The following is a 26275-nucleotide window of genomic DNA, read 5'->3' as shown; positions in this document are numbered from 1 at the left end:
GGGCGCGTGCCACGCGCGCGCTCCATGCGTGCCGTGTGCGTGCCGTGTGCGTGCCCCGCGCGTGCGGTGGATACCCCGCCCCGGCCACGGCGGCCGCTCCGGTTACTCCGCGTATCGACCCTATCCAGGGCAACCCCAGAGTCAGTTGCCGATGTTCCGAGCCATAAAGGCCCAAAACTCGTACTGGTTGGTATGCGTCGACCTAGCATGCGGCTCCGGGACCTCTTTTCCGCACCACTGGAGTCGCTCCCCATGAACCCTCATCGCAAGATCCGCTCATCGCCGCCCACACCGAAGGGCGGCATGAGCCGGCCGGTGCAGGGCGGGTTGTACGTGGCGGCCGTGGTGCTCATACCCCTGCTAGCGGTGGGCGGCAGCGACAGTTTCCGCGCCGCCCTGGACTTCACCACGGGCGTGCTGTCCCTGGTGTCGCTCACCGCCTCCGTCGCATGGGGTCTGATCGCCACCGACCGGTTGCTCCTGTCCACCCGTCACCGGCTGGTCGCCCAGGCCGTCCACAGGAGCACCGCGGTCGCCTCCCTGGGCTTCCTCCTCCTGCACGCCACCGTCAAGGTCTCCCTCGGCCACACGCAGCTCATCGGGGCCCTCCTCCCCTTCGGGCTCGGACTCTCCGGCTCGGCCGGGCTCATCGGCTTCGGGTCCTTGGCGGGCCTGCTCATGGTGATCGCCGCGTCGACCGGCGCCGCCCGGAGCGCCCTCGCCGGGCGCGGCAGCATCGCGGCCCGCTGGCGGCCGCTGCACATGCTGGCGTACCCGGCCTGGTGCTCGGCGCTGATCCACGGCCTGTACGCGGGCCGCCCGGCGGCCGCCTGGGTGGTCACCCTGTACTGCCTGGCGCTCGCGGGCGTCGCCGCGGCCGTGTCCGTACGGATGCTGCCCCGGCCCGTACAGGACCGCCTGGCGGCACGTCTGCTGGCGCTGATAGGTCCGGGCGCCGCGCAATCGGACGCGGAGCCCGCCCGGCGTGACCTGTCGGTGTCGCCGCTGCCCGGCACGGCGCCCGCCCCCGAACCGCCGCCCTCCCCGTCCCCGTCCTTCTCCGCCTTCGAACGCCCCTCTGACCGAGCCTCCGACCGACCCTCCAGGCGGTCCTCCAGGCAGTCCTCGGAACGTTCCTTCGGCCGGCCCCGCGCGCGGCCGCCGCGCACCTTCGACCCGCCGTCCCCGGCTCCTCTCTACGACCCGATCGCCCCTGAACGGCCGACCGCGGGAGCCGGTCTCTCCGCCGGTTACCGCGCGGTCTCGCTCGGCAACGCGAGCTACCCGGGCGTTTCGGGTGTCTCGGGCAGCTCGGGCGTTTCGGGTGTCTCGGGCGTCTCGACCGAGGAGATCCCGCTCGCCGAGCGCATCCCCATGACGGAGGAGCTGCCCGTCGTCCCCGACGAGCCGGTTACCCGCCCCGGGTACTGGCCCACCCCGTCCCCTCCGCCGCCCGCCCAGTCCCCCGCACCGCCCTCGTACCCCTCCCCTTCCTCCGTCTCGTACCCCTCCTCCCCCTCCCCTTCGTACCCCTCGTACAGCAGCCCCACCGAGCCCACCCCCGGCCCGTTCCAGTACCCGCCGGCCGGTGAACCGTGGTCCGCACCCGCAGGAGACCGCCCGTGAACGCCCCGCTCCCCGACGTCCCCGAAGTCCGCGTCGTCGGCCTCCCGCACCTGACCCAGGGCTTCGACCTGGTCGAGCGGCTGGACCTGCAGATGCACCTCAAGGTGCACGGCCCGCTCGAGCCGATACCCGGGGAGCGGCTGGCCCAGCTCGCCGAGGAGATCTCCCTGCGCGGGCGGGGCGGCGCGGGCTTCCCCTTCGGCAAGAAGCTGCGCGCGGTCGCCAAGGCGGCGATACGGCGCGGGGTGCGGCCCGTGGTGGTGGTCAACGGCAGCGAGGGCGAGCCGGCCTGCCGCAAGGACACGGTCCTGCTCAACCGGGCCCCGCACCTCATCCTGGACGGCGCCCTGCTGGCCGCCGAGGCGCTCGGCGCGCGCACCCTGATCGTCGCCGTGACGCGCAACTCCACGGAGATCTCCATCCGTGCCGCGCTGGCCGAGCGGGGGCTGTCCGACCGGCGCGGACAGCAGCTGCGCGCCCGGGTGGTGCGTACGCCGGAACGGATGGTCTCCGGCGAGGCGTCCTCCGTCATCCGCGCGGCGGGCGGTGGTCCGGCGATCCCGCCGGGCCGCCGTGAGCGGGCCGCCGAGTCAGGGGTGGGCGGCGCGCCGACGCTCCTGTCGAACGCGGAGACGTTCGCGCAGCTGGCCGTCGCGGGGCGGATCGGCGCCCGCCGCTACGGCCACACCGGCCTGGAGAGCGAGCCCGGCACGGTCATGCTGACGATCTCCGGCGCGGTCGCCCGTCCCATGGTGGTGGAGGTCCCGACGGGCGTCCCGCTGCGGTACGTCCTGGAGCTGGCCGGTGCCCCTCCGCAGCCCCAGGGCGTCCTCACGGGCGGCTACCACGGCAACTGGATCGACGCCATGGCCGTGCACAACGCCGTCGTCTCACGCGAGTCCCTGGCAGCCGTGGGCGGCTCCCTGGGGGCGGGCGCGATCCTGCCGATCGGCCCGGAGACGTGTCCGCTGGGTGAGGCGCAGCGGGTGGCGAACTGGCTGGCGGCGGAGACCGCCGGCCAGTGCGGCCCGTGCCGGCTGGGCCTGCCCGCTGCGGCGGGGGGCCTGTCGGACGTGCTGAACGGCGGCGGACCGGCCGCCCTTGAGGCGCTGCGCGAGGTGACGCAGGCGGTGAAGGGCCGGGGCGTGTGCAAGCACCCCGACGGGTCGGCGCGCTTCTTCGGCTCGACGCTGTCGGCGTTCACGGACGATCTCGCCGCGCACGTGCTGCACGGCGGCTGCGGGCGTCCGACGATCGGCGTGCTGCCGCTGCCGGAGCCGGGCTACCAGGAGGCCGAGGAGTCCATCCCGAGCGGCGAGAAGCTGGCCGTGGACTGGACCCTGTGCAAGGGGCACGGGCTGTGCGCGGACATCGTGCCGGAGCTGATCCGGATGGGCCGGGACGGCTACCCGGTGCTCGCGGACGCGTCCGTGCCCGTGCACCTGCGGACCCGCGCGCAGCTGGCCGTACGCCGCTGTCCCGAACTGGCGCTGCGCCTGGAACGCTCCGAGGAGGACCGCGTCGGCCGTCAGGGCCGTCCGGCGCTGCCGAGCGCCGCCCGCAAGGCCCTGGGCAGCGGGCGGGGTTGACCGGAGACAGAGAAGCGGGCCATCCGATCCGGATGGCCCGCCTCTGGTGCTTGTGGAGCTAAGGAGAATTGAACTCCTGACCTCTTGCATGCCATGCAAGCGCTCTACCAACTGAGCTATAGCCCCTTGCGGTGTGTCGTTCGCTCGGTTTCCCTTGCGGGTTTCCCTCGCGGCGACAGAGAGAACATTACACGGTCCCCCCGGTGGTTCACCAAATCCGTTTACGGCCGGAAGGGCTCCGGCCGGTAGCGTCGCCCCTCGTGACCGTGACCCTGAACTTGCGCGCCCGTCTGCGAGGCCTGCCCCTGCCCGCCGCGGTGGCGGCCTGCCTGCTGTCCTTCGTGGCCTTCTGGGTGGCGCAGCGCGCCGCCAACGTCACGATGCTGGACCTGTCGGTCTACCGGGCGGAGGGCGAGACCGTACTCGCGGGCGGCGACCTCTATGCGATGCGCGCCACATCGGCGAACCTGCCGACGACGTACCCGCCCTTCGCGGCGCTGCTGTTCACGCCGCTGACGCTGCTCGGCGTCCCGGAGATGCGCACCCTCGCCACCGCGGGGAACCTGCTCCTGCTGCTGGCCCTGGTGCGGCTGTCGCTGCGCCTGGTGGGCCGGGACCGGCCGGAGACGGCGCTGTGGGCGGCCGCGGTGCTGGTGTGGTGCGAGCCGGTGTGGACGACGCTGCGGTACGGGCAGATCAACCTGCTCATCGCGGTGGCGGTGCTGTGGGACCTGACCCGGCGGGAGAACAACCGGTGGGCGGGCGTGGGCATAGGCCTGGCCACGGCCGTCAAGCTGACGCCGGGGCTGTTCGTCGTCTTCCTGCTGCTGGTGGGGGTGGCACGCGCGCGTGCGCACGGCTGGGCGTGGAACGCGTGGCTGCGGCAGGCGGCGACGGCGACGGGGGTGTTCGCCGTGGTGACCGTGGCGTCCGCCGTGATCCTCCCGTACGACTCGCGCCGCTTCTGGACCGAGATGATCTTCGAGACCAGCCGGGTGGGTCGTAAGGAGGAGACGGCCAACCAGTCCCTGAGCGGGGTGCTGGCCCGGCTGCTGCACACCACCGACCCCGGGCACTGGTGGCTGGCCGCCGCGGTCCTGGTGGGGGTCGCCGGTCTGGCCGTGGCGGTGCTGGCCGCGCTGCGCGGGGACCGGCCGATGGCGGTGGTGGCGTGCGCGACGACGGCGCTGCTGGTGAGCCCGATCTCCTGGTCGCACCACTGGGTGTGGTGCGTGCCGATGCTGATCCTGCTGGCGACCCGCGTGAGTACGGCGTGGACGGCCGCCGTCGGGCTGGTCTTCGCGTCCTTCGCCCTGTGGTGGGTGCCTCACCAGCCCGCCCCCGTACGGCTCGAACTGCACCAGAACGCCGGGCAGATGCTGCTGTCCGGGCTCTACACCCTGGTGGGGCTGGGACTGTTGGCGGCCTTCGCGGTACGCCTGGGCCTCGGCCGCCGCCGTCAGACCGGCCAACCGGGCCGAGCCGTCCGGGCCGTGCAGCCGGTTCAGCCGGTTCAGCGCGGTCAGGCCGGTCAGGCCGGTCAGGCCGTGGCGAAGGAGTAGAACCGCTTGAGGGTGCAGTGCTCGTCGAGCAGGCGCCCGTAGATGGGCTCCCCTTCGAGCTCCCGGTAGGTCTCGATGGGGTCGCCTTTTATGATCAGGGCCCGCGCGCACTCCTCGCACCAGTACTGGTACGCGGGGTTGACCGGATCCATGTCGCGGACGATCGGCGTGCCGCTGCCGCACCAGTCGCATTTCCGCCTGTGCGCACCCATCAGTCAGCTCCAGCTGTGGCCGCAGGACGTGCACACATAGGACACTCCGCCGTTGTCACCGAGCATCTGGGCGACGTGGGAGGAGCCGCACGAGGGGCAACTGAGGCCGACGTTCGTCTGCGACGCGGCGGCGAGCCGGGCAGCCGGTTCCTCGAAACTGCTAGCGGCCATCGCACACTCCCTCCCGTCCGGACGTCGTCCCCCTCCGGCCGTCCGATTCTGCCATGGCCCCGCAAGGGGGTCAGCGGGGTCGGCGGACCGGGCCGGCGGCCGCTCCCATGATCGACGCGGTGGCCAGCGCCAGGGCGCATACCCACAGCGCCTCGGCTGACGCGTGCGCCCCGGCGTATGGAAGCGGCTGAGGAAGAGTGTGCCAAAGGTCGCGACGCCGATCAGGCGCATGAGCCGCCAGGGGAAGGCCCGGAAACGCAGGATCCCGCCCCCAGGTGGGGACGGGATCCGGTGCTTGTGGAGCTAAGGAGAATTGAACTCCTGACCTCCTGCATGCCATGCAGGCGCTCTACCAACTGAGCTATAGCCCCTCGTGTTCTTCGCGCTCCGCGCTGCGAACAAGAAGAACTTTAGCCTGCCACCTGCCGGAAAGTGAAATCCGGGTCCGTGGGCACCGTCGAGACTACGTCGCGACTTCGTGGGCCGTCGTCAGTCGTCGTCGCCGAGGACGGGCTCGGGGAGCGTTCCGGCGTTGTGCTCCAGGAGCCGCCAGCCGCGGGCCCCCTCGCCCAGGACCGACCAGCAGCAGTTGGAGAGACCGCCGAGGCTCTCCCAGTGGCGCGCCTCCAGGCCGAGGAGCCGGCCGATGGTCGTGCGGATCGTGCCGCCGTGGCTGACCACGACGAGCGTGCCGTCCGTGGGCAGCTTCTCGACGTGCTCCAGGACCACCGGAGCGGCCCGGTCGGCGACCTCGCTCTCGAGCTCGCCGCCGCCGCGCCGCACCGGCTCGCCCCGCTTCCACGCGGCGTACTGCTCGCCGTACCGCTCGACGATCTCGTCGTGCGTCAGGCCCTGCCACTCGCCCGCGTACGTCTCGCGGAGCGCGGAGTAGTGGTTGACCTGGTGGCCGGTGATCGCGGACAGCTCGCCGGCCGTGGCGGCCGCGCGCTTCAGGTCGGAGGCGATGATCGCGTCCGGCTTCAGCGCGGCGAGCAGCCTGGCGGCCCGGCGCGCCTGGGCGACGCCGGTCTCGGTGAGCTCGATGTCCGTGGAGCCCTGGAAGCGGCGCTCCAGGTTCCACGAGGTCTGGCCGTGGCGCCAGAGGACTATGCGGCGGCCCCTGCCGCCCTTGGTGCCGCTCAGCTCAGCTCACCGTCCGGGCCCTCGGCGCCCATGAGCCGGGCGTGCTCCTCGGCCTTGCCGCGGGTCTTCATGGCGTCCTCGGGCAGCGGCAGCTCGGGGCAGTCCTTCCACAGCCGCTCCAGGGCGTAGAAGACCCGCTCCTCGCTGTGCTGTACGTGGACGACGATGTCGACGTAGTCGAGCAGGACCCAGCGGGCCTCGCGGTCGCCCTCGCGGCGGACGGGCTTGGCGCCCAGCTCCTTGTTGAGCCGCTCCTCGATCTCGTCCACGATCGACTTGACCTGGCGGTCGTTGGGCGCGGAGGCGAGCAGGAAGGCGTCGGTGATCGACAGGACGTCGCTCACGTCGTAGGCGATGATGTCGTGCGCGAGCCGGTCGGCCGCCGCCTGGGCGGCGGTCGTCACGAGCTCGATGGAACGGTCAGTGGCGGTCACAAGCAGGCTTTCGTCGGCGGTCGGGAACACCCCCAGGGTCTCACGTACCGCCGACAGCCCGGCAAACGATTAGCTCACGCGCTCACTCGTAGTCCCGGCCGAGGACGACCGTGACGTCCGCGTTCGCCGCTGTCGTGCCCTTCTCGACCGCCTCGGCGGGCAGGCCCAGGGTCTTGGCGACCTCCACGGCCTTCGCCTTCTGGGTCGCGTCACCGTAGATGACCTGCGAGGACGAAACGGAGTCGGCCTTGCCGCCGTCGATGACGGCGTAGCCGCCGTTGACCAGGGCGATCCGGGCGCTCTCGGTGGCGTCCTCGTCACCCGACGCGTTCTTGACGCCCACGCGCACGGCGGAACCCTTCGCGGGTGCGGTCACCGAGCCGCCGAGGACGTCCTTGACCACGCTCCGCGCGGCCTCCTCGCTGAGCGTGCCGTCCTGCTGGACGGGGAGCAGCTCCGTCTTGTAGTCGCCGCCCTTGGCGTGCTCGGCGAGCTTGGCCAGCGAGGCGCCCAGGTCCTTCTCGGGCAGGGAGGGGTCGAGGATCTGCGCGAGCGTCTCCACGGTGACGGTGGCGGCCCGCGGGTCGTCCGACATCTTGCGCAGGACGCCGTACACGACCTGACCGAACCGCTGGAGCTGCGCCGCCTCCGCCTCTCCCGCGCCGCGGTAGGTGGCGTACGCGACGGCCATGCGCCCGTTGAGCGTCTGGTTCTCGCCCTTCGGCACGAGGGGCGCTTCGCCCTTCTTGGCGGCGGGCACCTCGGTGTCGGTGGTGAGGTCGACGCCGCCGACGAGCTCGACGAGGTTCTCCAGGTAGGGCGTGTCGAGCCGCCACGTGCCGGAGATCTCCGTGCCGAGCAGGGCGCCGATGGCCTCGCGGGTACCGGCCGAGCCGTCTTCGTCGACGGACTTCGCGAGGGTGGTGGTGGTGCCGTCGTCGTGGGCGACGGAGAGGGCGTTCGGCAGCAGGACCGTGGTCCCCTGCTTGGTGGTGGCGTTGTCGACCAGGAGCGCGGTGGAGGTGTCGTCGCTCTTGGTGTTGTGCAGGTGGAGGACGATCACGTCGCGCTTCTGCGGGCCGCCGGCGGCGGTGCCGCCCTGCTTGGCCTCTTCGTCCCCGAGGCCGGGCAGGTTGCCCGAGGCCCAGAGGTAGCCGACGCCGCCGATGAGGGCGACGGTCAGGACGACGACCAGGGCGATGACCCGGTTGCGGCCCCGGCGGCGGGCCTCCTCACGCCGCTCGGAGCGGCTCTCGGTGAACTTGAGCCAGTCGATGACGTCTTCGGAGTCCTCGTCCGGATCCTCGACGAAGGCGAACTGCTCGGTGCGGTACTCGCGGTCGGCCTCCCGCTCACCCTCCCGGTCGGGCGCGGACGCCACCGGCCGGCGCGGGCCGGGTACGGAGGAGGGCGACGCGGTCGCCGCACGCTCCGGCCCGGGCTGGGGCTCGGGCGGGGACACCGGCTGGGGCTGGGGTTGGGGCTCGGCCTGCTGGGGGATCCACTGCCGGCCGGCGTCGTAACCGGTGCCGGTGTAGCCGTCGTACCCGTACCCCTGGGGTGCCTGGGGCACCTGGGCCGACTGGTCCGACTGGTCCTGCGAGTAGCCCTGCGGGTAGCCGTCGTAGGACTCGTACCCGTAGCCCTGGCCCTGCGGCTGTCCCTGCTGCTGATACCCCTGCTGGTACTGCTGCTGCGGCACCTGCCCCTGCACCTGCTGCTGCGCGTAAGGGTCGTACTGCTGCTGGGCCTGCTGGTACACCGGCTGCCCGTACTCGTCGTAGCCGACGATCTGCGGCTGCGGCGGGTAGTACGGGTCGTACGGGTTCTGCTGGTCGTTCACCGGTGCCCCTCTCCGTGGCTCACTCGCCGCGGTACAACTGGCGCTTGTCGATGTAGCGCACCACGCCGTCGGGCACCAGGTACCAGACCGGATCGCCCGCCGCGACCCGCGCCCGGCAGTCGGAGGACGAGATGGCCAGCGCCGGCACCTCGACCAGGGTCACCCCGCCCTTGGGCAGCCCGTCGTCCGACAGGTCGTGGCCCGGGCGCGTCACCCCGATGAAGTGGGCGAGGGAGAAGAGCTCCTCGGCGTTGCGCCATCCCGGCATGATCTGGGAGAGCGCGTCCGCCCCGGTGATGAAGAAGAGGTCGGTGTCCTCATTGAGGGCACGCAGTTCCCGCAGGGTGTCGATGGTGTACGTCGGCCCCGCCCGGTCGATGTCGAGGCGGCTCACCGAGAACTGCGGGTTGGACGCCGTGGCGATGACCGTCATCAGATAGCGGTCCTCCGCCGGGGACACCGTCTTGTGGGTCTTCTGCCACGGCTGTCCGGTCGGCACGAACACCACCTCGTCCAGGTGGAACAGCGCGGCCACCTCGCTGGCGGCCACCAGGTGTCCGTGATGGATCGGGTCGAATGTCCCACCCATCACGCCGAGTCGGCGTTTGCCGGGACTGGTAGGCACTTCCTGGTCTCCCATGCGTGCAGAGCCTACTGGCACGGCGGCGCGCCCGGTCCCGGCGGCCCGGGGCTCAGCGGTCGCGGTTGAAACGCGTGGTGATCCACAGCAGCAGGAGGAGCGCGACGAGGGCACCGATACCGGTGAGGTAGGGGCTGAGGCTTTCGTGGTTGCCGCCGTGCTCGGAGCCCTCGGCGAGCGTGACGAGGGAGGCGGCGGTGCTGGGGATGCTCATCTTCGGAAGGCCTATCCATCGGGAATCGGAGCGGAGACTTCGCGCACATCGTATGCGGGCGCTCCGGGCACGCTCACGCCGACTCAGGCGTTGTCATCTTCCGGGCCGTCCCCCGCGTCTGAGTTCACAGTTATCCACAGGCCGCCTGCCCGAGGGCGCCAGCACCTACTCTGGGGTGCGTCAGGGGGACGAGGCGGGGCTTGTACGAAGAGGGGGCATCATCCATGGCAGACAGCAGTGCCGAAAACGTGCCGAGCAGGCAGCGCACGCGCTTTCCGGGCATCTCCTCGCGCGCATACGAACATCCGGCGGACCGCTCGGCGCTCGTCGCGCTGCGCAAGCTCAGCGGCTTCGACACCGTCTTCAAGGCCCTGAGCGGCCTGCTGCCGGAGCGCAGTCTGCGGCTGCTCTTCCTCTCCGACTCCGTGCGGGTGAGCGACGCGCAGTTCGCCCACCTCCACGCGATGCTGCGCGACGCCTGCTACATCCTGGACCTGGAGAAGGTCCCGTCGATGTACGTCACGCAGGACCCGAAGCCCAACGCCATGTGCATCGGACTGGACGAGCCGATCATCGTGGTCACCACCGGGCTGGTGGAGCTGCTGGACGAGGAGGAGATGCGGGCGGTCATCGGCCACGAGGTGGGTCACGCTCTGTCGGGCCACTCGGTGTACCGCACGGTGCTGCTGTTCCTCACCGGCCTCGCGGTCAAGGTCGCCTGGATCCCCCTGGGGAACGTGGCGATCATGGCGATCGTGACGGCGCTGCGGGAGTGGTTCCGCAAGTCGGAGCTCTCGGCGGACCGGGCCGGGCTGCTGGTCGGGCAGGACCTGCGGGCGTCGATGCGCGGCCTGATGAAGATCGCCGGCGGTAACCACCTGCACGAGATGAACGTGGACGCGTTCCTGGAGCAGGCCGAGGAGTACGAGGCCGGGGGTGATCTGCGCGACTCGGTGCTGAAGATTCTCAACGTGCTGCCGCGCTCCCACCCGTTCACCACGGTCCGGGCGGCCGAGCTGAAGAAGTGGGCGGAGAGCCGCGACTACCAGCGGATCATGGACGGGCACTACCCGCGGCGCGCGGACGACAAGGACACCTCCGTCACGGACTCCTTCCGCGAGTCGGCGTCCCACTACGCCGAGTCGGTGCGCACCAGCAAGGACCCGCTGATGAAGCTGGTCGGGGACATAGCCGGCGGCGCTGGTGACCTGGGCGGGAAGCTCCGCGACCGGTTCACCGGCGGCAACGGCGGCAACGGTGCCAATGGCGACAGCGCGGGAAGCGGCGGCGGTGCGGCGGGCGGCGAGCGCGGCGACGCCTGAGCCGGCCGCCGGGTTCAGCCGGTCGGCTGGGCGTGGGGGGCCAGGGTGCCGCAGAGCGGGGTGGCGGCGCGGTCCCTGGCGTACGGATCGGTGACCGCGGGGCCCTCCGCGGTGGCGCTCCGGCCGGCCAGCAGCGGTCGCATCGCGCCCGCCACGTCGGCCGAGCAGGACTGCGGTCCCGCCAGCACACGGCTGCTCACCAGCTCGGTGCGGTGCATCCGCAGATCCTCCCGGTCGAAGCGGAAACGCAGCTCGCGCCGGACGGTGAAGAGGGAGGCGGCGGCCGTGTCGCCGTCCGCCGCGGCCGGGCGCAGCGCGTAGACGAAGGTGTGGTCCGTCGTCACCTCCAGGGCGTCGGACAGCCCCTCGGTCACGCGGATGGTGCCGCGTGCGCGTACGGCGGTGGTCGCCAGGGCCACCTCGTCCGGGTCGAACCGCACCAGCCAGCCGGTCGCCGCGTGCCGCCCGTCGTCGGCCGGCGACGTGACGCTGCGATCGAACTGCGCCAGCTGGTCGGGGTCGAGCAGCAGCCGCACCGGCCGGACGGAGCCTCCCGTCAGGACGTCCGGGGTGAGCGCCGACCGCACCAGGTAGTCCTGCACGGTGTGCAGCGCGGCCACCACCTGGCTCTCCGTGAAGTGGGTGGTACGGCGCGCCGGGGGCAGCGCGACACCGGCGGCGCCGCTGTGGAACGCGGCGGCGGGGCTGCGCGCGTACAGGTCGTCGGGGTCGCCGCCCGGAACGGGGCCCCGCGGGGCCAGCGGGACGATCGTGCTGCGCAGGGGCTCGGCGGGCCGGTCGGGCAGTGGCTGGAAGGGGCGGGCGCCCGCGTAGATGGCGGCGGCGAAGGCCAGGGCGACGACCAGGACGAGGGCGAGCGCGCCGGGGCGGGAACCGCCGCGTGGCCGCCAGGCGGGGCGGCGGCGTACGGCCTCGGTGTGCTCGGCCAGGCGCTCCCGCGCGGAGTACTCCTGGAGCCGGGCAGCACGGACGAACGACTCGTCGAAGACGACGGATCGGTACTCGTCCTCGCCACCGCCAGGGAGCCCCTCGGGCGCCCCCTCGGGCGGGTCGCCACTCCGTGCCATACCTTCAGGGTAGGTCGGCGGGACCTCCCGTAAACGCGCCTCGGGAGGGCGCTCAGGGCGGTTTCAGGGCGTGTGCGGTGCCGCCGGGAGAGGTGCCGGGGCGGTGTGGGCGGCGGAGGCCGAGGGGGCGGACGCGGTCGCGTGCGGCTCGTCGGAGCCGGTCCTCCCGGACATGCCGGTCGCGCCGGTCGTCGCCGGGGCCGGGACCTGGTCGTCGCGGCTGCCGGAGGCCCCGCGGTACACGGCCGCGAAGGCGAGGGCGACCATGCCGACGCCCAGGAGCACGGCCAGGACCCAGGCCACCGGACGGTGCCAGCGGGCGCTGGGCCGGTACGGGCGCAGGGTGCCGCCGTGCGGGCCGTACGGTCCCTGGCAGTGGCCCCGGCAGCGGTCGTCGCCGTCGCCGTACTCGCTTGCGCAGCCGCACGCGGGGGCGGGTCCGTACGCGCCATCGTACGAGCCGTCGGCGTGGCCGTCGGCGTGGCCGTCGGCGTCAGTGGAGGCGGCCCGGGCTTGGGCGGCGGCCAAGAGCCGCTCGACGGCGGTGGGTTCGTGGAATGCGGCGGCCCGTACGAAGTCCTCGTCGAACACCACGGAGGCGAAGTCCTGGTCCGCGCCCCCGCGGTCGTCGTCGGGCTCCCAGCCGTCCTGGAACGGCTTGCCCCCCACGTCGTCCGGCACGCCTTCAGGGTAGTGGCGGGAGGGCGGTTTGGGCAGGGAGAGTGCGAAACCTCCCCGCCCTCGCATCGCCCTGGCGCCGCTACCGGGTGTGGCCGTCGCCCGTGACGATGTACTTCGTCGACGTCAGCTCCGGCAAGCCCATGGGGCCGCGGGCGTGCAGCTTCTGCGTCGAGATGCCGATCTCGGCGCCGAAGCCGAACTGGCCGCCGTCCGTGAAGCGCGTGGAGGCGTTCACGGCGACCGTCGTGGAGTCCACCAGCTGGGTGAAGCGGCGGGCCGCGGCCTGCGAGGTGGTGACGATCGCCTCGGTGTGGCCGGAGGACCAGAGCCGGATGTGCGCCACGGCGGCGTCCAGCGAGTCGACGACGGCCGCGGCGATGTCGTACGAGAGGTACTCGGTCTCCCAGTCCTCCGGCGTGGCCGCCACGACGGTGGCCTTGGAGCCGTCGCCGTACGAGACGACCCGCTCGTCGCCGTGGACGGTGACGCCCGCCTCGGCGAGGGCCTCCAGGGCGCGCGGCAGGAAGGCGTCGGCGATGTCGCGGTGGACGAGGAGCGTCTCGGCGGCGTTGCAGACGCTGGGCCGCTGCGCCTTGGAGTTGATCAGGATGTCGACGGCCATGTCGAGGTCGGCCTGGGCGTCGACGTAGACGTGGCAGTTGCCGGTGCCGGTCTCGATGACCGGGACGGTGGACTCCTCGACGACGGTGCGGATCAGCGAGGCGCCGCCGCGCGGGATCAGGACGTCGACCAGGCCGCGGGCGCGCATCAGCTCCCGTACCGAGTCGCGGGACTCGCCGGGCACCAGCTGCACGGCGTCGGCGGCGAGCCCGGCGCCGCCGACGGCGTCGCGCAGGACGCGGACGAGGGCGGTGTTCGAGGAGTACGCGGAGGAGGAGCCGCGCAGCAGTACGGCGTTGCCGGACTTCAGGCACAGGGCTGCGGCGTCGACGGTCACGTTGGGCCGGGCCTCGTAGATGATGCCGACGACGCCGAGCGGGACGCGGACCTGGCGCAGGTCGATGCCGTTGGGGAGGGTCGAGCCGCGCACCACCTCGCCGACCGGGTCGGGCAGCGCGGCGACGTCGCGGACGTCCGCGGCGATGGCCCGGACGCGCTCCGGGGTGAGCGTGAGCCGGTCGATGATCGACTCGCTGGTGCCGGCCTCGCGGGCGCGCGCCACGTCCTCGGCGTTCGCCTCGACGATCTCGTTGGTGCGGACCTCCAGCGCGTCCGCCATGGCGAGCAGCGCGTCGTCCTTCGTCGCGCGCGGCAGCGGCGCGATGTCGGCGGCGGCCGCGCGGGCCCGGTAGGCGGCGCGGGCGACCGGCGACATGTCGTCGAACGGCGTGATGGAGGGGGTGGGGGCGGAGTGCGAGGTCATGCCCGCAGGGTAATGCGCGGAGGGCGGGCATCCGTCACATATCCCGCACTGCGAGACGCCCGTCTCGGAATCGTCCCCCGGCGCGCGGCGTGCGGCGTGCGGCGTGCGTCGACCAGCCGGCCCGCAGCAGTCGGCCGGCAGCGACCGGCCCACGGTGATCGCCCACCGGGACCGGCGCGCCGCGACCACCGGTCAGTACGGGTGGACGCCGACGGGAGCCGCCGGTGGCGGACCGTACCCCTCCGCGATCCGCAGGTGGTAGGTCTCCCGGTCGATGACCTCGAGGCCGACGATCTCCCAGGGCGGCAGCTTGGCGCTCTGCCGGTGCTCACCCCACAGCCGCAGGGCCACCGCAGCGGCGTCGTGCAGGTCGCGGGCCTCTTCCCAGTACCGGATCTCGGCGTGGTCGTTGGCGTATCTGCTGGTCAGCAGGAACGGGTGGTCGTGCGCGAGCTGCTCCAGGGCCCGCCTGACCTCCGCCAGGGGCGCCTCCTGGCCCGAGACGCTGAGGGTGATGTGCCAGAGCTTCGACATCTGGCGGTCCCGGGGCTGCCGGTCGGGCTCGCGGACGGCCTCCGCGTCGCTGACGGCGGCGTCACCGAGCCCGGCGTCGGCGAAATCGGCCCCGGCCTCGACACTCGTCAGGGCGCGTTCGGTCGTCCCTCGGGGCAGTGCCCCCGGGCGCGCTCGTCTCACCGGCGGCCTCCTGTTGATGCGTTCTCGTGCTGTCACCCCGCTTACCCCCCGACACAAAGTTGACCAGTCCTGAGCGGAACGTGGGGCTGTTTTGGTGAAGGTCTCCGGCGGATGGCGGGACTTTCAGCCGTTCTGGGGCTGGAGGACGACCAGATCGTCCCTGTGTACGACTTCTCTCTCGTATGCCGGACCCAGCTCCTTCGCGAGCTCTCGGGTGGAACGTCCCAGGAGCTGCGGCATCTCCTTGGCGTCGAAGTTCACCAGCCCGCGGGCGACGGCCCGGCCCGCGGCGTCGCGGAGCTCGACGGGGTCGCCGGCCGCGAAGTCGCCCTCGAAGCCCGCGATACCGGCCGGGAGCAAAGACTTCTTGCCCTGCACCACGGCGCGTACGGCGCCCTCGTCGAGGAGCAGCGCACCCTGCGGGGTCGAGGCGTGGGCCAGCCACAGCAGCCGGTTCGCCGAGCGCCGGCCGGTGCGCCGGAAGTACGTGCCGGTGTCGCGGCCCGCGAGGGCGTCGGCGGCCCGGCTGGCGGAGGTCAGGACGACGGGGATGCCCGCGGCGGCGGCGATCCGGGCCGCCTCCACCTTGGTCACCATGCCACCGGTGCCGACGCCCGCCTTGCCGGCGGAACCGATCTCCACGCCTTCCAGGTCCTCCGGTCCGCGCACCTCCTCGATCCGCGAGGTGCCGGGCTTCGACGGATCACCGTCGTACAGCCCGTCCACGTCGGAGAGCAGGACCAGCAGGTCGGCGCGGACGAGGTGGGCGACGAGCGCGGCGAGGCGGTCGTTGTCGCCGAACCGGATCTCGTCCGTGGCGACGGTGTCGTTCTCGTTGACGATCGGTACGGCGCCCATGGCGAGGAGCTGGTCCAGGGTGCGGTAGGCGTTGCGGTAGTGGGCGCGGCGGCTGGTGTCGTCGGTGGTGAGCAGCACCTGGCCGACGCGTACGCCGTAGCGGGCGAAGGAGGCGGTGTAGCGGGCGACGAGCAGGCCCTGTCCGACGCTGGCGGCGGCCTGCTGGCGGGCCAGGTCCTTGGGGCGGCGGGCGAGGCCGAGGGGCGCGAGGCCGGCGGCGATGGCGCCGGAGGAGACCAGGACGATCTCCTTCTCCCCGCCGTCCCCGCCGCCGCGGACCTTGGCGAGTACGTCGACGAGGGCGTCGACGCGGTCGGCGTCGAGGCCGCCGGACGCGGTGGTCAGGGACGAGGAGCCGACCTTGACGACGATCCTGCGGGCTTCCGTTACGTACTGCCTTGCCACTGCTGTCACATGGGGAAATCTATGCCAGGGGCGGTGGTCGGCGCGCGCCTGTTTCAGCGCGTGGACAGCGCGCTGGACACGCCGACGGCGCGCCGGGCCCCTCCCCGCGCGGGCACCCGACCCCACCCGGGGCGGGCGCGCGGGCCCCTGTCCACGCGAGCGCGCGCTCGCTGCTTGGGCGCCGGCCGGAGCCGCCGCGAAAGCGGCCGAATCCGATCCCCCGGCGTACCCGTCACCCGCGCGCGCCCCGCCGCGCCCGGGCCTCGCGACCGCGGCGGCCCTCACGCCGCCTCGCGTGCCGCCTCCCCGGGAGTCGCCGGGCGCGGCGTGCCGGCGGTGGCGCGCGGGCCGCGCAGGTGCAGGCGGCGCAGGGCGGTGCCCGCGAGGCGCCGGGTCCGGCGGTAGGCGCGGCGCAGGATGCGGCGGGCGGCCGCGCGGACGGCGGCGCGCGGGCCCCCGGCGCCGCGGAGCTCGTACGCGGCGTCGGGGATGCCCGCCACCGGGTCGCGGAAGTGCGGGTACGCCAGGTACGCGCGGCCCCAGCGGCGCACGCGCTCCGGAGGCGTGCCCGCCTTCAGGCACGCGACCACCTCCCGCAGCGCCTCCGGCTTGTTCAGCGCCACGCAGGTCAGCCGCAGCCGGTCCTCGGGCTTGAGCCGGCGCGCGACGCCCGGTGTCCAGTACGCGGCCATCAGCGGTGCCGCCAGCTCCATCTTGTGGCGCAGCACCTCGGGCGACTGCTTGAGCAGCACCGGCCCGAACTGCGGCAGCAGCGTGACGATGAACGGCCGCAGCATCAGCAGGTCGCGTTTCCGGCCCTTCGGCACGAGCCGGGCGATCAGCTCCATCAGGGCCTTCGCCGAGTCGAAGCGCAGGGTGTAACTCCCGGTCTTCGTCACGTGCTTGCCGTCCTCGCGGCCCACCAGGTAGTAACAGACGTAGTCGGCGACCACCGAGACGCCGTTGCCGCGCAGGTACGCCTCCAGTGTGAACAGCGCGTCCTCGCCCGTACGCAGCGACTCGTCGAAGCGCATGCCGTGGCGCACCAGCAGTTCGCGCCGGAAGAGCTTCTGGGCGCTGAGCGTGTACTTGACGTTGGAGGTGAAGATGTCGGCGCGCTCGACGGTACGGCCCCACATCGACTTGGCGGCGTTGCGGTTGACTCCGACGGTCTTGCCGAGCACCACGTCCGTGCCCGCCCTGTCGGCCATCGCGACGAGCCGCTCCAGGGCCTCCTCGCCGAGGTAGTCGTCGGCGTCGAGGAAGAAGACGTACCGGCCGCGGGCCAGTTTCAGGCCGGTGTTACGCGGGCCGCTGGGGCCACCGGAGTTGGCCTGCCGGACGACCCTCGTCGGCACGGCCGACCGTGCGGCGAACTCCTCCAGGTACTCGCCGGTGCCGTCCGTCGAGCCGTCGTCGACGGCGATGATCTCCATGCGCTCCGGGCCGATGGTCTGCGCCTCGGCCGAGTCCAGGCACTTCACCAGGTACGGCATGGCTTCGTAAGCCCCGATGATCACGCTGACATCGGGAGTGTTCTCAGGCATCGGCACCCACTACGGCGGTAAGCGGTGAACGGTAAACGGACGACGGCCGTCCGTCAGTGCGTCATGGTGCCCCTGAGCCGTGTCACGCATGTGTCGGCACGCACAACGGCCCGTAAGTCCCCTTCGTACGAGGGACTTACGGGCCGTTGTGTGTACGCCGACGTCTACGGCGGTGTACGTCCGGGCCGCGCCAGGCGCGTCAGGTCGCGACGGGGGCGGCCGCCTCCTCCGTGGTCTCCTCCGCGCCCTTCTCGGCCACGGTGTCGGTCACCACGTCCGCTCCCACCGAGGCCTCCGCGTCCAGCTCGCCGATCCGCTGGCCGCCCAGCCGCTGCGCCACGCCGCGGTTGCGGGCCTCCGCCTTCGTGGCGAGGGCGCGGACCGCCGCGTTGAACCGCTCCATGGAGGTCGGCTCGTCCGGGCCCAGCAGGTACCGCTTGAGCCGCCGCCGCTCCGCCGCGAGGAGGTCGGCGGCCGGGTCGGCCACGGCCGCCAGCAGCTCGTCCAGCTCGGCGGCGCTGTTGGAGAGGATCACGGCGGCGCGGACCGCGGTGTTCTGGCGCTTGAACTCGTCGGCACCGAGCTCGGCCGAGTCGGTCACGGCGTACGGCTTGCCGCTCGCGATGAAGTCCGACACGACACTGGAGATGTCGGAGACCATGCCGTCGGACTCGTTGAAGCAGTCGTAGAGCTTCGGCTCGGGGCCGGTGACGACGCGGTGCTCCCACCAGCCGAAGGAGCGCCAGTACGCGTCGTTCCACTGCGCGCGCAGCCGCTTGATCTCGGCGAGGCGGTGCGGGTCGGCGAGCGAGACGCGCGACTCCTCGGCCTCGTCGCCGCCCTTGCGGCCGGGGCGGCAGAGCTCGGCGATCCGGGCCTCGATACGGGTGAGCTCGGCGCGCGCCGCGCTCTGCGACGCCTGCGCGGCGGCGGTCTCCTTCGCCCAGCGCGGGTCGGCGGCGCGGGCGGCGTTGGCGGCGGCGACCATCTTCTGCAGCCGCTCGTCGACGGCCTTGGCCTTCTTGTTGACCAGGCCGGTGAAGGGGTGCGGCTTGTAGATCACGCGGACCGGGCTCGGCGCGTTGAGCAGCCGCTTCATGATGTTCTCGCCGGCCAGCAGCAGCGAGGTGTTGCCCGGGTTGTTGTCCCAGCCCTCCCAGGTGGGGGCGTAGAGGATGGTCGGGATCGGGTTCTTCGGGGTGCCCGTCCAGGTCGTGATCGGCGCGAGCTGCGGGCGGCCGACCTCGACGATGTCCTCGTCGCGGACGCCGACGTCGGCGAGCGCGTACCGGTCGCGGCCCGCCTGGCCGGCGGTCCAGACCTCGTCGTACACCTTGGAGAAGGGGTTGACGCTGGCGAGCTTGTCGCTGTCGCCGTGCCCGATGAAGACGTGCTTCATCGTCGGGACGCGCAGCATGTGGATGTTCTTGCCGACGTTGGCCGCGTAGAGCGTGACGCGGATCGAGGAGAAGTCCATCGCCATCAGGTGCTGCCCGCCGGGCACGCACAGGACCGGCACGGACGTCGGGTTGAGCTTCTTGACCAGGTTGCGCTCGCGCATGATGACGATCGGCCGGCCGTCGGCCTGCTCCATCGTCTCCAGCCACATGTTGACCTGGTACGCGGAGTCGTCGGAGCCCGAGAAGTACAGCGCGACGGTCGGCTGGTACTCGCCGAGCCAGGTGCCGACGGCCTTGAGGACCGCGCCTGCGGCCGGCACGCGGCGGCCGCGGCGCAGGTACGGGACGAGGACGAGGGTGTAGAGCAGGCCCAGTGCGAGGGTGGCGGCGACGCCGGCGTACGCGACGGTGTCGGCGCCGGTGGCGGCGGCGATGATGACGCCCGCGACGGCCGGGATGTCGAGGTGCAGCATCTTCTCGGCGGACCGATTCAGCAGGGCGCGCGGCGGGGCGTCCGGGATGCGCACGGCGTGCAGGTCGATGTTGCGGGTGACGACCGGCATGGTGCGCCGCAGCCGGATGAGGGTGGCGAGGGCGCCCTGCGGGGCCTGGAGGCCGTAGAAGAGCAGGAAGCAGGCGACGGCGGCGTAGAAGACCGGCTGCTCGGCGAGGTTCTCGCGGGCGAGCAGCAGGATCAGCAGCAGCTGGCGCAGCAGGAAGCGGATCGGCAGGCCGGCTCTGACCTTGCTCAGCCGGTTGATCAAGTAGCTCTTCTTCTGGTGCAGATACCAGTCCGCGACATAGGTCACGGCACCGGCGGCCGCGAAGAACCAGAGGTTCGGGATGAGCGCGGCGAGCATGACGCACGGATAGCCCAGTCCCATCAGGACTGCCGCGGCCAGCTCCGACGCGCTGCCCACGCGTACCAGGCGAATGGCGGTCGAAATCACGAAGAACCTGCTCCAGAGGGGGGTGCCGGTTTATTCATTGCGATGCGGGGTGGTTCAGGAGCCACGGGCCCGTGAACCGGTGGTTCATGAACTCGAGGCCCGTGAACCCGGGGGTTCACGAACTCGGGCCCCTGTATTCGCGGTGAGGCGACACAGAGGCCCGAATTGCATATCAAGCGATCCAGATCATGAGATTCTGCGATCCGCCGAGTATTACACATCTCCCTGACGGTCCAGAACGGACGCCAGGGCCTGCTCGAAGCCCGACGCCTCGCTCGCGCCGGCGGTCGGGTCCTGCTGCCGTACGTCGATGACGTGGCCGGTCAGCTCGGACAACAGCACGTCCAGCGAGGTCCGGGCCACGGCCTCGGAGGACAGCAGCGAGCCGGCCGGCTCCTGGCCGAACGCCTTCGTACGCATGGGGGTCGCGGTGCGCTCGGGGTTGACGCAATTCACCCGGATTCCATCGCCGGCCCATTCGTCGGCGAGGGCCTGGGTGAGATTCACCATGGCGGCCTTGGTCGAGGAGTAAAGGCTGTACTCGGCGCGGCCGCGGGTGTAGCTGGAGGAGGTGTAGAGCAGCAGCTGCCCCTTGGTCTCGACCAGGTATTTGTACGACGCGCGGGCGATGTGCACGGGCGCGAGGTAATTGACGTTCAGCGCTTCCTGAATGGTGGCGCTGTCGGTCTCGGCGAGCTTGCCGATGCGCAGCACGCCCGCGGTGTTGATCACGTAGTCGATGCGGCCGCTCTCGGCGTACGCCTTGGCCAGCGCGGCGTCGACGTGGTCCGGGTTCTCCACGTGGGTGCCGGTGGTGGAGCGGCCCAGCGCGTACACCGTGGCGCCGTAGCGCTCGGCGAGGGCGGCGATGTCGGCGCCGATGCCGTACGAGCCGCCGAAGACGACGACGGTCTTGCCGGAGAGCTGCTCGCGGTAGGCGGCCTCGTCGGCCTGGCGGGGCGCGGCGGTGGAGGCCAGCTGGAAGAGCTTGTCGGCGATGAAGACGTCGACCGGCTGCGTCACCTTCATGTTGTACTCGTCGCCCGGCACGACGTGGATCGGCACGTCGGGCAGGTACTTCAGCACGACGGAGCAGTCGTCGGTGGCCTGGAAGTTCGGGTCGCCGGCGGCGACCTCGTACGCCTTGCGGATCGTGGAGAGCTTGAACGCCTGCGGGGTCTGGCCGCGGCGCAGCCGGGAGCGGTCCGGGACGTCGGTGATGAACTCGCCGTCCTCGCCGTGGGTGCGGGTCACGATGATCGTGTCCGCGGACGGGATGGCGACGTCGACGGCCTGGTAGCGGTCGAGGGCCTCGACGCAGTCCTTGATCACACGCTGTGACAGAAGCGGACGGACGGCGTCATGGAAAAGGACGTTGCGGTCCTCGCCCTCCGCGAGCCCCTCGCCGAGGGCGCGGATGGCGCGCTCGGTCGTCTCGTTGCGGGTGGCGCCGCCCTCCAGGACGCGGGTGACCTTGGTCAGCCCGGCCTTGGCGATGATCTTCTCGACGTCGGGCACGAAACCGGGCGCCATCAGCACGATCACGTCGTCGACGGACTCGGCCTGCTCGAAGATCGTCAGCGTGTGCTCGATGACCGCCTTGCCCGCGATCTTCAGCAGCTGCTTGGGAATCGCGAGGCCCACCCGCTGGCCGGTACCACCGGCCAGGACGACTGCTGTGGTGCGGGTCTTGGCTTCATGCGGCGCTGACACAGAACGACCTACCTTGCGACGACGGGGGGACGGGCTGATGGTCGCACTCTCCGTGACCGTCTCGCAAGGCGGACAGCAGGCCCCCGGCACCGGGTGGACACCCCGTGTTCACCGCGTGGCCTGGGGAGTTGTTCCGGTACCCGGAAGGGCGTTCGGTGACCGACGCCACACGGGGGACGGCGGAGTGTGATGGAGGTGTGCGGAGCCGGTTACTTGACCGGCACATCGGCGACATTGACCAGCAGGTCGTTGGTGTCGGCGTACGCCGGGCGGACCCGCACGTACTGCTGTGGGAGGCCCCGCAGCCTGCGGGCCGCGATGCGCAGCAGGGCGTAGGGGCGCTTCTTGCGCAGCCGCGTGCCGGGGTAGCCGAAGACGGGGCCCTTGTCGACGATGTCGTCGAGGACGCGGGCGAGGCGGACGGGCTCGGCGCCGGGCGCGTACCGCACCAGCAGGTCCCACCACTGGTTGGCCGCGGTCTGGTGGGCGGCGGGGCCGGCGGCCGGGAAGGTGAAGCGGAACCGTCCGTCGCCCTGCCAGCTGCCGGGGTACGTGAGGTCGACGGAGCCGCGGCCGCGGCGGCGGACGATCAGGGTGGGGGCGCCCGGTGCCGGCGTGGCGCCGATCAGTTCACCGGAAACGGTGATTTCTCCCCGCGAGACCTGGACATCGGCGGCCTCGGCGTGGACGGGGCGCACCCAGGAGCGGAGCAGGAGCTGCTTCTTGGGCTTGCTGGGGTACGGGATGAGGGTGCGTACGCCGTCGGTGACGCGGTCCCGGGCGCGCATCGCGCCGCGCTGGTCTATGGAGCGGGTGGTGATGCGGACGCGGCGCCCGGAGCCGGGCAGTTCCACCGACCCCTCCCAGATGCCCTCGTGGAACACGGCGTCCGCCGGTATGGTGGCGCGGCCCTCGGAGTCGAAGGGGAAGCGGTGGTCGTCGGTGCGGTCGTCGGTGCGTACGCAGGCGAGGTGGAGTCCGTCCCGGCGCGGGCCGGCGAGCGTGACGGTCACGGCGCCGTCGGGCTCGGCCACGCAGTCGGCGACGGGGGCGTAGCCGCCGGCCTCGGCGCGCTGGGCGGCGGCGGTGCGCAGCTCACCGAAGAGCTGCTCGTACTGCTCGGCGACCTGGGCGGGGTGGAAGCGGCGGGCGTTGCGCAGGGCGGCGGCGCCCATCTTCCGGCGCAGTTCCTCGTCGTCGATGAGGCTCAGCAGCGCGGTGGCGACCGCGTCGGCGTCGCCCACGGGGACGAGGATGCCGTCCTCGCCGTCCTTGAGGATCTCGCGCGGGCCGTAGTCGCAGTCGGTGGAGACCACCGGCAGGCCGCAGCGCATCGCCTCGACGAGCGTCATGCCGAACGACTCGTGACGCGAGGTCGACGCGGCGATGGCGCCCTTGGCCCACTCCGGCTCGATGGGCGAGTGCGGGCCCATGAGGCGGACGCTGTTGTAGAGGCCGAGCTCCTCGATGCGGGCGAGGAGCTTGTCCCGCTCGGTGCCCCAGCCGTAGATGCGCAGGTCCCAGTCGGGACGGGCCTTGACGACCTTGGCGAAGGCGTCGATCAGGACGTGGTACTGCTTCTCCGGGGAGAGCCGCCCGGCGGCGACGACCGTCTTCCCGGAGACGTCCGACGGCGCGACCGGCGGCTCCGGCACGCTGTTGGGGATGGCCAGCACGCGCGTGGCGGGCAGCGGCATCCGCTCGCGCCACACCCGGGCGTCGCCCTCGGAGACGGTGACGTACGCGTCGAGCGCGTCGAGATGTGCGTACATCTCCTTGCGCAGGGCCGTCTTGTGGTGATGGTGCGTCATGTGCTCCTGACCGATGAGCACGGCGCCGGAGGGCGCGAACTGCGCGACGTACGCGGAGAGTCCGGGGCGGGTGCCGATGACGACGTCCGCGTCGGAGCCCGCGGTGGCGTAGTGCGCCCGGACGCGCTCGTCGGTGAGCTTGCCGTACTCCTTGTAGCGCGCTTCGTTCCGGGGGAAGAACTCGGCGGGCTGGAGCAGGAGCGGGTGCTCCTTCTCGTTGGTGGGCGAGGAGGGGCGGGTGTCGACGAGCGGGACGACGGTGATGCGGGGGTCGATGTCGAAGAGCGGGATGTCGCGGTGCCGGAAGACCGACACGATCTCCACCTCGTGGCGGTCGGCGAGCTCTTCCGCGAGGTTGAGCGTGGTGCGGATGGTGCCGCCGATGCCGTAGATGGTGTGGATGAGGAAGGAGATCTTCATCAACGCTCCGTTCGATGTGCCGGGGGCGGTTCTGCTCGGCCCCTCGTAGCTAGACGGCTGTTCGACGGCTGAGGTTGTGCGCGAACGGAGGCAATCCCTCCAAGCCGTCGGCGGCCCACGATGACGCCGGGCACCGCGAAGCCCCGGCCCCCGGAGGCCGGTGCGGCGCTTTCCGGGGGCCGGGGCACGGTGTCGCGGAGCCCGCGAGGGCTCCCAGGGGACCGGACTAACCGGACTAGAAGGGCTCGAAGCCCTCGTACTCGCGGAGCGCCTCGTCGCGCTCGGCGTCGCGGTCCTTGCGGCGCTGGGCCGCGGGGCGCGGGGCCTCGAAGCGGTGGTCCTCGCCGCGGCGGCCGAGCATCTCGGCGCCCGACATCATCGTGGGCTCCCAGTCGAAGACGACCGCGTCGTCCTCGGGGCCGATCGCCACGCCGTCGCCGGCGCGGGCGCCGGCCTTCATCAGCTGCTCCTCGACACCGAGGCGGTTGAGGCGGTCGGCGAGGTAGCCGACGGCCTCGTCGTTGTTGAAGTCGGTCTGGCGCACCCAGCGCTCCGGCTTCTCGCCGCGGACGCGGAAGAGGCCGTCCTCCTCGCGCGTGACGGAGAAGCCCGTGTCGTCGACCGCCTTCGGGCGGATGACGATCCGGGTCGCCTCCTCCTTGGGCTTGGCCGCGCGCGCCTTCGAGACGATCTCGGCGAGCGCGAAGGAGAGCTCCTTCAGGCCCGTGCGGGCCACGGCCGAGACCTCGAAGACGCGGTAGCCGCGCTCCTCCAGCTCCGGGCGGATCATGTCGGCGAGGTCCTGACCGTCCGGGATGTCGATCTTGTTGAGGACGACGATGCGCGGGCGGTCGTCGAGGCCGCCGTACTGCTTGAGCTCCTCCTCGATGACGTCGAGGTCGGAGACCGGGTCGCGGTCGGACTCCAGGGTCGCCGTGTCCAGGACGTGGACGAGGACCGAGCAGCGCTCGACGTGGCGCAGGAACTCGAGGCCGAGGCCCCGGCCCTGGCTGGCGCCCGGGATGAGGCCCGGCACGTCGGCGATCGTGTAGACGGTGGAGCCGGCGGTGACCACGCCCAGGTTCGGCACGAGGGTGGTGAACGGGTAGTCCGCGATCTTGGGCTTGGCGGCGGAGAGCACGGAGATCAGCGAGGACTTGCCGGCGCTGGGGTAGCCCACCAGGGCCACGTCCGCGACGGTCTTGAGCTCCAGGACGATGTCGCCGGACCGCCCGGGCTCGCCGAGGAGCGCGAAGCCGGGCGCCTTGCGGCGCGCGGAGGCCAGCGCGGCGTTGCCGAGGCCGCCGCGGCCGCCCTCGGCGGCGACGTACGAGGTGCCGTGGCCGACCAGGTCGGCGAGGACCTCGCCGTTCCTGTCCAGCACGACCGTGCCGTCCGGCACCGGCAGGATCAGGTCCTGACCGTCCTTGCCGGAGCGGTTGCCGCCCTCGCCGGGCTTGCCGTTGGTGGCCTTGCGGTGCGGGGAGTGGTGGTAGTCCAGCAGGGTGGTGATCGACTGGTCGACGACCAGGATCACATCGCCGCCACGGCCGCCGTTGCCCCCGTCGGGGCCGCCGAGCGGCTTGAACTTCTCCCGGTGAACGGAGGCACAGCCGTGGCCTCCGTTACCCGCGGCGACATGCAGCTCGACGCGGTCCACGAAGGTGGTCATGTCCTATGCCTCCAGTTACGTAGGAATTGTCTTCGGTGCAACAAGCGAAAGGCGGACCCGCTTCCCGATACGGGAAGTGAGGTCCGCCTCTCGTAAGTGGCTTAGGCAGCCGGAACGATGTTCACGACCTTGCGGCCGCGGTGCGTACCGAACTGAACCGCACCGGCCTGCAGCGCGAACAGCGTGTCGTCGCCACCACGGCCGACACCCGTGCCCGGGTGGAAGTGGGTGCCACGCTGGCGGACCAGGATCTCACCGGCGTTGACGACCTGACCGCCGAAGCGCTTCACGCCGAGCCGCTGAGCGTTGGAGTCGCGACCGTTCCGGGTGGACGATGCGCCCTTCTTGTGTGCCATGTCTCCTCAGTCCCTTACTTCGCGGCCGACGGGATCGTCGTGACCTTGATCGCCGTGTACTGCTGGCGGTGGCCCTGACGACGGCGGTAGCCGGTCTTGTTCTTGTAGCGCAGGATGTCGATCTTGGCGCCCTTGTGGTGGTCCACGACCTCGGCCGTGACCTTGATGCCGGCCAGCACCCACGGGTCGCTGGTCACGGAGTCGCCGTCGACAACGAGCAGGGTCGAGAGCTCGACCGTGTCGCCAACCTTGGCAGTGGAAATCTTGTCAACCTCAACGATGTCGCCGACAGCAACCTTGTGCTGGCGACCACCGCTGCGCACGATGGCGTACACGGTTCTCTCCTTGCTCGTGAACGGGAACTCCTGATGCCAGCCGCTCGCACGGACCGGCGAGGTCCGTGACTGTTCCGGGTGGATGAGCGGCCTCTCCGACCGGGGCCGATGGCCCGCCGGAGGAAGGTGCTCAGGAGCTGGCGCGCATGGAAACACGCCGACGGTCAAGGTTACGGGGCCCGGCGGGGCGGGTCAAACCGAGC

At 71.9% G+C, this 26275-nt stretch carries 23 protein-coding genes and 2 tRNA genes; 4 read left to right on the top strand and 21 right to left on the bottom strand.

Annotated features, from left to right (window positions below):
- The first annotated feature begins 252 nt into the window (after window positions 1–252).
- Window positions 253–1626: a hypothetical protein gene (locus ACZ42X_RS19165; RefSeq protein WP_468291083.1), complete on the top strand. Its 1374-nt coding sequence runs from the start codon at window positions 253–255 to the stop codon at window positions 1624–1626.
- Complete coding sequence (locus ACZ42X_RS19160; protein WP_361413593.1) at window positions 1623–3215, top strand: NADH-ubiquinone oxidoreductase-F iron-sulfur binding region domain-containing protein; 1593 nt, start codon at window positions 1623–1625, stop codon at window positions 3213–3215. Before ACZ42X_RS19165 ends, ACZ42X_RS19160 begins: the two co-directional genes overlap by 4 nt.
- Window positions 3216–3268: 53 nt before the next feature.
- Here ACZ42X_RS19160 and ACZ42X_RS19155 read toward each other — a convergent pair.
- A tRNA-Ala gene (locus tag ACZ42X_RS19155) sits at window positions 3269–3341 on the bottom strand.
- Window positions 3342–3475: 134 nt separating this feature from the next.
- Here ACZ42X_RS19155 and ACZ42X_RS19150 point away from each other — a divergent pair.
- Window positions 3476–4777, top strand: coding sequence for a glycosyltransferase 87 family protein (locus ACZ42X_RS19150; protein ID WP_468291081.1), 1302 nt, complete (start codon window positions 3476–3478; stop codon window positions 4775–4777).
- On the opposite strand, the gene ACZ42X_RS19145 is transcribed toward ACZ42X_RS19150, so the two are convergent.
- From ACZ42X_RS19145 to ACZ42X_RS19110, 8 genes are all read right to left on the bottom strand, one after another.
- A complete protein-coding gene (locus ACZ42X_RS19145) occupies window positions 4756–4989 on the bottom strand; it encodes a hypothetical protein (protein ID WP_010468484.1) in 234 nt (77 codons plus the stop codon). The two genes, ACZ42X_RS19150 and ACZ42X_RS19145, sit on opposite strands and share 22 nt — an antisense overlap.
- Before the next feature lie 3 nt (window positions 4990–4992).
- Entirely contained in the window at window positions 4993–5160 is a 168-nt protein-coding gene (locus tag ACZ42X_RS19140; RefSeq protein WP_468291078.1) for a hypothetical protein, read from the bottom strand.
- A 298-nt stretch (window positions 5161–5458) separates the two neighbouring features.
- Window positions 5459–5531 (bottom strand) — tRNA-Ala (locus ACZ42X_RS19135).
- Between the two features lie 118 nt (window positions 5532–5649).
- Window positions 5650–6303, bottom strand: coding sequence for a histidine phosphatase family protein (locus ACZ42X_RS19130; protein WP_468291242.1), 654 nt, complete (start codon window positions 6301–6303; stop codon window positions 5650–5652).
- Window positions 6300–6737, bottom strand: coding sequence for a ribosome silencing factor (gene rsfS, locus ACZ42X_RS19125; protein ID WP_468291075.1), 438 nt, complete (start codon window positions 6735–6737; stop codon window positions 6300–6302). Before rsfS ends, ACZ42X_RS19130 begins: the two co-directional genes overlap by 4 nt.
- 82 nt (window positions 6738–6819) lie before the next feature.
- Complete coding sequence (locus tag ACZ42X_RS19120; RefSeq protein ID WP_468291073.1) at window positions 6820–8580, bottom strand: LCP family protein; 1761 nt, start codon at window positions 8578–8580, stop codon at window positions 6820–6822.
- A 19-nt stretch (window positions 8581–8599) separates the two neighbouring features.
- A complete protein-coding gene (gene nadD, locus ACZ42X_RS19115) occupies window positions 8600–9220 on the bottom strand; it encodes a nicotinate-nucleotide adenylyltransferase (protein ID WP_468291070.1) in 621 nt (206 codons plus the stop codon).
- 52 nt (window positions 9221–9272) lie between these two features.
- Window positions 9273–9434, bottom strand: coding sequence for a hypothetical protein (locus ACZ42X_RS19110; RefSeq protein WP_355355970.1), 162 nt, complete (start codon window positions 9432–9434; stop codon window positions 9273–9275).
- Window positions 9435–9658: 224 nt separating this feature from the next.
- Here ACZ42X_RS19110 and ACZ42X_RS19105 point away from each other — a divergent pair, with 224 nt between their 5' ends.
- A complete protein-coding gene (locus ACZ42X_RS19105; protein WP_468291068.1) occupies window positions 9659–10756 on the top strand; it encodes a M48 family metallopeptidase in 1098 nt (365 codons plus the stop codon).
- A gap of 14 nt (window positions 10757–10770) precedes the next feature.
- On the opposite strand, the gene ACZ42X_RS19100 is transcribed toward ACZ42X_RS19105, so the two are convergent.
- From ACZ42X_RS19100 to rplU, 12 genes are all read right to left on the bottom strand, one after another.
- The gene (locus ACZ42X_RS19100; RefSeq protein ID WP_468291065.1) at window positions 10771–11844 is read right to left on the bottom strand and encodes an SCO2583 family membrane protein; all 1074 of its coding nucleotides are present in this window, start codon (window positions 11842–11844) and stop codon (window positions 10771–10773) included.
- Between the two features lie 63 nt (window positions 11845–11907).
- Window positions 11908–12525 (bottom strand): SCO2584 family spore wall biosynthesis protein, encoded by a 618-nt coding sequence (locus ACZ42X_RS19095; RefSeq protein ID WP_468291062.1) that lies wholly within the window; start codon window positions 12523–12525, stop codon window positions 11908–11910.
- Window positions 12526–12604: 79 nt separating this feature from the next.
- A complete protein-coding gene (locus tag ACZ42X_RS19090) occupies window positions 12605–13909 on the bottom strand; it encodes a glutamate-5-semialdehyde dehydrogenase (protein WP_468291059.1) in 1305 nt (434 codons plus the stop codon).
- A gap of 192 nt (window positions 13910–14101) precedes the next feature.
- On the bottom strand, window positions 14102–14605 hold the full coding sequence (locus ACZ42X_RS19085; RefSeq protein WP_468291056.1) for a hypothetical protein: 504 nt from the start codon (window positions 14603–14605) through the stop codon (window positions 14102–14104).
- A gap of 123 nt (window positions 14606–14728) precedes the next feature.
- A complete protein-coding gene (proB, locus tag ACZ42X_RS19080) occupies window positions 14729–15877 on the bottom strand; it encodes a glutamate 5-kinase (protein ID WP_468291053.1) in 1149 nt (382 codons plus the stop codon).
- Window positions 15878–16149: 272 nt separating this feature from the next.
- Window positions 16150–17415 carry a glycosyltransferase family 2 protein gene (locus ACZ42X_RS19075; protein ID WP_468291050.1) on the bottom strand — a complete coding sequence of 422 codons (1266 nt, stop codon included), beginning with the start codon at window positions 17413–17415 and terminating at the stop codon, window positions 16150–16152.
- A 199-nt stretch (window positions 17416–17614) separates the two neighbouring features.
- Entirely contained in the window at window positions 17615–19765 is a 2151-nt protein-coding gene (locus tag ACZ42X_RS19070) for a hypothetical protein (protein ID WP_468291047.1), read from the bottom strand.
- Between the two features lie 213 nt (window positions 19766–19978).
- The gene (locus ACZ42X_RS19065) at window positions 19979–21478 is read right to left on the bottom strand and encodes an SDR family NAD(P)-dependent oxidoreductase (RefSeq protein WP_468291044.1); all 1500 of its coding nucleotides are present in this window, start codon (window positions 21476–21478) and stop codon (window positions 19979–19981) included.
- A 209-nt stretch (window positions 21479–21687) separates the two neighbouring features.
- Window positions 21688–23709 (bottom strand): glycosyltransferase family 4 protein, encoded by a 2022-nt coding sequence (locus tag ACZ42X_RS19060; RefSeq protein ID WP_468291042.1) that lies wholly within the window; start codon window positions 23707–23709, stop codon window positions 21688–21690.
- A 235-nt stretch (window positions 23710–23944) separates the two neighbouring features.
- Window positions 23945–25381: a GTPase ObgE gene (gene obgE, locus ACZ42X_RS19055; RefSeq protein WP_468291039.1), complete on the bottom strand. Its 1437-nt coding sequence runs from the start codon at window positions 25379–25381 to the stop codon at window positions 23945–23947.
- Between the two features lie 101 nt (window positions 25382–25482).
- Window positions 25483–25737 (bottom strand): 50S ribosomal protein L27, encoded by a 255-nt coding sequence (gene rpmA / locus ACZ42X_RS19050; protein ID WP_093613107.1) that lies wholly within the window; start codon window positions 25735–25737, stop codon window positions 25483–25485.
- A gap of 14 nt (window positions 25738–25751) precedes the next feature.
- Window positions 25752–26072 (bottom strand): 50S ribosomal protein L21, encoded by a 321-nt coding sequence (rplU, locus tag ACZ42X_RS19045; RefSeq protein WP_355355993.1) that lies wholly within the window; start codon window positions 26070–26072, stop codon window positions 25752–25754.
- Window positions 26073–26275 lie beyond the last annotated feature (203 nt).

This window comes from Streptomyces sp. NPDC030862, assembly GCF_055571835.1.
The sequence above is the reverse complement of the archived record's forward strand: the minus strand, read 5'-3'. Positions and strand labels throughout refer to the sequence as shown.

Bases quoted from the DNA above. Each gene is read 5' to 3' on its own strand.
- ACZ42X_RS19140 (WP_468291078.1), bottom strand. From the start codon at position 5,160: ATGGCCGCTAGCAGTTTCGAGGAACCGGCTGCCCGGCTCGCCGCCGCG.
- ACZ42X_RS19165 (WP_468291083.1), top strand. From the start codon at position 253: ATGAACCCTCATCGCAAGATCCGCTCATCGCCGCCCACACCGAAGGGC.
- ACZ42X_RS19105 (WP_468291068.1), top strand. From the start codon at position 9,659: ATGGCAGACAGCAGTGCCGAAAACGTGCCGAGCAGGCAGCGCACGCGC.
- ACZ42X_RS19110 (WP_355355970.1), bottom strand. From the start codon at position 9,434: ATGAGCATCCCCAGCACCGCCGCCTCCCTCGTCACGCTCGCCGAGGGC.
- obgE (WP_468291039.1), bottom strand. From the start codon at position 25,381: ATGACCACCTTCGTGGACCGCGTCGAGCTGCATGTCGCCGCGGGTAAC.
- ACZ42X_RS19100 (WP_468291065.1), bottom strand. From the start codon at position 11,844: ATGGCACGGAGTGGCGACCCGCCCGAGGGGGCGCCCGAGGGGCTCCCT.
- ACZ42X_RS19145 (WP_010468484.1), bottom strand. From the start codon at position 4,989: ATGGGTGCGCACAGGCGGAAATGCGACTGGTGCGGCAGCGGCACGCCG.
- rpmA (WP_093613107.1), bottom strand. From the start codon at position 25,737: ATGGCACACAAGAAGGGCGCATCGTCCACCCGGAACGGTCGCGACTCC.
- ACZ42X_RS19075 (WP_468291050.1), bottom strand. From the start codon at position 17,415: ATGCCTGAGAACACTCCCGATGTCAGCGTGATCATCGGGGCTTACGAA.
- nadD (WP_468291070.1), bottom strand. From the start codon at position 9,220: ATGGGAGACCAGGAAGTGCCTACCAGTCCCGGCAAACGCCGACTCGGC.
- ACZ42X_RS19090 (WP_468291059.1), bottom strand. From the start codon at position 13,909: ATGACCTCGCACTCCGCCCCCACCCCCTCCATCACGCCGTTCGACGAC.
- ACZ42X_RS19060 (WP_468291042.1), bottom strand. From the start codon at position 23,709: ATGAAGATCTCCTTCCTCATCCACACCATCTACGGCATCGGCGGCACC.